The organism is Streptomyces sp. (assembly GCF_019510245.1).
In the GTDB taxonomy this organism is placed as follows: Bacteria; Actinomycetota; Actinomycetes; order Streptomycetales; family Streptomycetaceae; genus Streptomyces.
The window spans coordinates 1-5489 of the sequence record NZ_JAEKKT010000284.1 but is presented as its reverse complement, the minus strand read 5'-3'; the positions used below and the strand labels follow the sequence as shown (position 1 = coordinate 5489).

General features: G+C 68.4%; 5 protein-coding genes. All 5 read left to right on the top strand.

The annotated features are described in order from the left end of the window. Nucleotides 1–718: 718 nt before the first annotated feature. The 5 genes from JF597_RS48960 to JF597_RS48940 all read left to right on the top strand — a co-directional run bounded on the left by JF597_RS48960 (nucleotide 719) and on the right by JF597_RS48940 (nucleotide 5297). Complete coding sequence (locus JF597_RS48960) at nucleotides 719–2101, top strand: SMI1/KNR4 family protein (protein ID WP_294012316.1); 1383 nt, start codon at nucleotides 719–721, stop codon at nucleotides 2099–2101. A 147-nt stretch (nucleotides 2102–2248) separates the two neighbouring features. Then, on the top strand, nucleotides 2249–2581 hold the full coding sequence (locus JF597_RS48955; RefSeq protein ID WP_294012313.1) for a deoxyxylulose-5-phosphate synthase: 333 nt from the start codon (nucleotides 2249–2251) through the stop codon (nucleotides 2579–2581). Nucleotides 2582–2767: 186 nt separating this feature from the next. After that, nucleotides 2768–4141, top strand: a complete 1374-nt coding sequence (locus tag JF597_RS48950; RefSeq protein WP_294012310.1) for a Fic family protein — start codon at nucleotides 2768–2770, stop codon at nucleotides 4139–4141. Nucleotides 4142–4290: 149 nt separating this feature from the next. Beyond that, nucleotides 4291–4710, top strand: coding sequence for a winged helix-turn-helix domain-containing protein (locus JF597_RS48945; protein WP_294012307.1), 420 nt, complete (start codon nucleotides 4291–4293; stop codon nucleotides 4708–4710). Continuing rightward, nucleotides 4707–5297 carry a transposase gene (locus tag JF597_RS48940; protein WP_294012304.1) on the top strand — a complete coding sequence of 197 codons (591 nt, stop codon included), beginning with the start codon at nucleotides 4707–4709 and terminating at the stop codon, nucleotides 5295–5297. Before JF597_RS48945 ends, JF597_RS48940 begins: the two co-directional genes overlap by 4 nt. The last annotated feature ends 192 nt before the right edge of the window (nucleotides 5298–5489 follow it).

Genomic DNA, 5489 nt, shown 5'->3' with positions numbered 1-5489 from the left:
CTTGACGACGGTGTCGCCTTCGAGCCTGTACTCGTTCCAGTAGTAGTTCTGCCTCCCGTGGCCTTTCCACTCCTGGGTCGTGTAGATCGTCGTCATGAAGTGGGAGTGTAGCCAGGGCGCTGATCCGGTTTGACGGCGTAACCCGGGCAGGCCAGCGCGAGTTGGGAGGCGGTCGCCGCCGGCGCCGGAGTACGGGCCCCAGTAGCGAAGGGGACGGCGTCCTCGCCGAGGAGATCCGCAGAGGGTTTGGGAAGCAGGAACCCCTGCTCGACAACGTGTGACTGAGCGCTTCGGCTTGCCAGGCGTCCCCACGCGCGGGTGCTCAGTTCGCCAACTCAACCGCTCATCCGCCAAGTAAAGCGCTCAGTCACACCTGCTTGCTGTGACTGAGCGCTTCAGTTCGCCACTGAGCGTGACACTTGGCGAGCTGAGCGTTCAGTGTCGACCTTTGCCGCAAGGCGGTTGGCGCCCTCGACTTCTGTGGGGCCGGCGCAGAGGTCGGCGGTGTGAGCGTTCGGCATCGAGGACGGCCCGGCTCCGATGGGGCTCCGGCACGTCTCTTGCCTCGCCCGGAGCGCCGCGCCGACAGGAGGACAGATGCAACTGATCGCCGGCCATACCTCTCGCTGTTGGACGACACCGGACGGGTGACGGGATTGTCGGCGGCGGACGACATAATCACCACCGTCATGATCACCGAATCGGCCGGAGGCTGCTGTTGTCCTCGCTGCATGATTTCGCCACCTGGGAGCCTCTGCTGCGGCTCCTGCGGACAGCCCACAGGGAGAGCCTCGCGGCGCCGGGCGGCAACGTGGCGGGGAGTATCGGTCGGGGCTCGTGGAGCGTGCCCCTACGGCAGCGGCGCCCGCAGCCCGGGCGTGCCCTGCTGGTGTCGGACATGCAGGAGGAGTTCGACGCGATCGAGCGGGTGCGGAACGCGCTCACCGCGGCGGAAGTTGCCCACATCGCGTTCACCGTGGAGATCGAGCCGAGCGGGAAGGCTGTGCTTCATCTGTTTGATCCCAGCCCTGCTGCGGATCCCGGCCTCGGAAACGCTCACCCGGGGGCGCTGCTCCTGGTCGAGGGGGCGGTGCCCGAGCCGTGGCGCCGCCTGCCCGAGGCCGTGCCCGGGGCGCGGCCGGCTCCGTCCGTGGATCTGGCATGGCTGGAACGGACGCTGCGCGAGCGGATACCCGAGGCGATCGGCGCCACCGAGGCGGAGATCGTCGCGGCACAGGCCCGTCTGGGAGTGGCGCTGCCCGGGGAGATCAAGGTGCTCTACCGGGTGACGCGCGCGCGGTGGGCGGACTGGGGTGACGACAACGAGGCCGCGCAGCGCGTCTTCGACGCGGTTGGCTTCGAGCTGGGCTGCCTGGACGACGTTTCCATCGCCGACAGATCGTGCCGTCCCTTCCGTTGGGAACACGCGGCGATGGAGGCGGCTGTCACCGGGCCGGACGCCGCCGTGCAGGACCTGGTCGGCTCGCCCGGATGGATCGTCATCGGCGACACCGGCGGCGGGGATCGGGTCGCCGTCGACCTGACGCCGGGCCCGTGCGGCCACACCGGACAGATCATCGTGCTCGACCACGAACAGAGCGTCGGAGCCCAACTGTTCGCCGAGTCCCTCACCGCCCTGGTCCAGGATCCGGAACGGGACTGGTACGCCGGGCACCGCCGGGCCGGACTTCCCCACGTGGCGTGGGTCAACCACCAAAGCATCAGGAGCATTGAGGCCGCGGCCCACTCCGAACTGGAAGCGCTGAGCCTTGGCGTCTGGGACGGTGAACCGTTCAGCCTGGCACCCGTTACCGGGCTGCCACGCCTGCGTACCCTCTCCTGCTACGGCGGGACGCTTGCCGATCCACTGGAGATCGCCGGGCTGACAGGGCTGGAGTTCCTCGAACTCACGCCGGAGGACTGGCGAGTCCTGCTTGACGCCGGTGCTGTCCCGCGCGGCCTGGCGGCCGCCGCTATCAAGGCGTATGGCGACCGGGACACGCGCGCGATCGTCGCCATGGCGAACGAGATCCTCGCTCTGTGGGACCGCCCCCCGATCCCCGAGACCATTGTCCACGGCGACCTTGGGCCTCTGCCGTAGTGACCGTGACAGCAGTTGCGCTTCGGTTGGCGAGTGAGAGGTCGAGTCGGCCAGTTGGGTCTGGAGGGCGTGCGGACCCTCCTTCGGGGCCTCTCGATCCGTTCAATTCGTTGGTCGGTCCCCAGGGAGATCTCTAGGGTTGAGCGCATGGCTCATGCGAAGACCTCGTACGTCTGTCTGTCTTGCCGGGCCTCCTACAAGCAGCCCTACGACAGAACGCGACAGCGGGCCTGTCCCCGTTGTGCGCAGCCGCTGATCCACGCAGGTTCGGCGTTCGCCGCGCCACGACGGCGGGATACTGCGGCGTGGCGGACACTGACGGTGCTGCTGAACGCCGGCGTGGGCTTCCACAAGAGCTGCTGCGGCGGCGGGCCTGGATACCGCCCCCGGACCCTGCGTGAAATACGCGAACGAATGACCTACGCGCAGCGCAGCGGCGAGCCCATCGCGCACGCGCTCGTCCGACGCGACGCGGGATAAGGCACGGGCTGCGGACCGGACATTGAACTGGCCAACTGAAGCGCTCAGTCACACCTCTGGTGAGTCCAAGACGGCAGGACGGGCCCCGCTCAGGGCGACTGACGGCATGAGGCTGAACACGTCGGCTGGCGCCTCCTGCGGTAATTCGCTTGCACCACAGCCGGGTCGACGTGGCAGGCTTGCGCGGTGATTGTCGAGCTGGCCCCCCGTTTTCTGACCTGGGACGATGTAAATCCCGCCCAGCATTTCTTCGACAGCGCGTCAGCACCGCAGGTAGTGCGGTCGCTCGGGCCCGCCCAAAGGGTGCCCGGCCACGCCGACGTCCCCTTCGGTGACCCAGCGATGAGTGACTGGAGCTGGAGCGAGGGACAGCCCTGGGCCGACGCCATGTCGCAGGCACTCGCCGAGCACTACGGCCGCTGGACCGTGGGCTGGCGCTGGTCGCACGACGAAGGTGACTTCGACGGAGGGCCCATCGGGAACTGGTGCTGCCCCCAGGACTCGATCACCACACCGCAGGAGACGCTCGCTCGTGTCGTCGCGGCGCTGCGCGAATGGCGCGAGTGGCTGGAGAGTCTCGCCGGGTGGTTCGACGCGTACCCGCTGGACCTGGCCGGCATCGAGGACCAGCGGATCCTGTGGGAGCGTGCCGCCCGGAACCTGATCCTGCAGGTGACCGACCGCACCGGCTGCGGCAGCGGTTGGCACGGACACTGCCGTCAAGTGCTCACCTGGTTCCTCAGCCGCTGGGGCGTCGCGCCCGGCCTCGCGCAGGAGCTGGTCGACGAGGCGATCGGCGGGCGGTTCGCGAGCTGGACCGGCCCCGACATCGTGCTGGTCGAGGACGTCGCGGAGCAGCTCGCGCTGTCACTGCGCCCCGACGACGGCGCACCATCCGCCGGACCCGCGCCGGACCACCTCCAGCGCTGGCTCGCGGTGCGCGAGACCGTGCCATGGCAGGACGCTCCGGACGGCGGCGGGCACGAACCGGTGGTCCCGTCGCGCGACGGCGTGGCGGAGGACATACGCGCCTTCGACGGCGCCTTGGACCCCGCCCGCGCACAGGGCCTGCTCACCGCCCTGGAACTGTTGCGCACCGACGCAGCACGCGGCGCCATGCTCGACTTCGAGCTGCTCCAGCGCTGGCAGCAGCACGTGCTGGGCACACCGCAGCCGCCGCCGTTCCGCGACCTGCCGGCCTTCGCCAAGGGAGGCCGGGAACGCTACGGCATCGGCCCGGACACCCGAGCCCGCCTCGACGCCTGCCTGGCCCAGAGCGCACGCCACACCGACCCGCCCGTTCCCCTCATCGCCCGCGCCGCACGCGCCTATCTCGACGTGTGCTTCTTCCACCCCTTCCACGACGGCAACGCCCGCTCCGCTCTCCTCACCCTCGTCTTCATCCTCGCCCGCGAGGGCATCGCACTCAACGGAGTCACCCTCCTGCGTCGCGTCACCTTCCAGGCCGACGAGCCACAGGACGCGCTGATCCTCACCCGGTCCATCAACATCCACCTCGCCGAAACCCGACACAACACCGCCTCCCCCAACCCCTACTGATCTTTTCGTAAGTTCGGTGGGTGTGGTGGCTGTGTGGGTGGGAGGCTGTCTGGGTGGCTTATCAACCTTCCCCTTCGGTTGCCGGCTCCTCCCTTCCTCCTTTGTCGCGGCCTCAGTTGGCGGAGGCACGTCGTGTTCGGGCAGTCGAGTTGTTCGAGGACAGCGTTTCGAATGCGGACATCGCGAGGGCGGTGGGGGTGTGTGCCGAGAGCGTGCGGCGTTGGCGGCGGGTGTGGGAGCAAGGCGGTGCTTCGGCCCTGCGGCGAAGGGCAGCTACCGGACGCCCACCCAAGCTGGACGACGCCCAAGTCGAGATGATCCGGGCCGCGTTGGAGCAAGGTGCCCAGGCTCATGGTTTCGAGGCCGACCTGTGGACCCTGGAACGAGTCGGCGCGGTCGTCACCCGGGCAACGGGGGTGGTGTTGTCGAGGGCATCGGTGTGGCGGCTGCTGACCGGCCGGCTCGGATGGAGCCTGCAACGGCCCGAGCGGCGGGCGGTCGAGCGGGACGATTCGGAGATCGCCCGCTGGATCGCGCACGAGTGGCCGCGGATCAAAAAGGGGCCGTGAACACACGTGCCTGGATCGTCTTCCTCGACGAATCAGGCGTCTCCCTGCTCCCGCAGATCCGCCGCACCTACTCGCCCCGTGGGCGGACTCCGCTCCTGCGGCACCGCCTGAACTGGAAGCGTGCGTCGATGGCCGGGGCCTTGGGCTACCACTCCACCGATCCCGATCGCGGGGCTCGGCTGTGTTTCCACCTCAAGCCCGGCAGCTACGACACCGCCGGACTCATCGAGGTCCTGGAGCAGATGAAGGTGTTCTACCGCGGCGAGCGAGTGGTCCTGGTCTGGGACGGCCTGTCCGCCCACTGGAGCCGGGCGATGCGGGCCTGGGTCGCCGAACAGGACTGGCTCACCCTGGAACGATTACCCGCCTATGCTCCCGAGCTGAACCCGGTGGAACTGCTGTGGTCCTCGCTCAAGAAACGTGAACTCGCCAACCTCGCCGGCGACCACCTTGCCGATGTCGCCGACGCTACCGAGCAAGGCATCCACCGCATCAACGCCAACCCCCGACTGCCATGGTCATTCCTCGCCCATACCGGCCTGACCATCAGCCCACCACACCCACCGAACTTACGAAAAGATCAGTAGGACTTGTCGTTTGGATCATCTGGTAGTTGGCCAAGGCTGCTGACTAGAGAGTCGATCGCGGCGTACACGTCGGCGCGGAGGACTTCTGCGAGGGCTCACTGGACCAGTTCGATGTGGGGATGCTCCGGGGACGCAGGGCAGACGTGGAGTTGCAGGCTGTAGGCGCCGGCGATGTCGAGGAGAGTGAAGTTC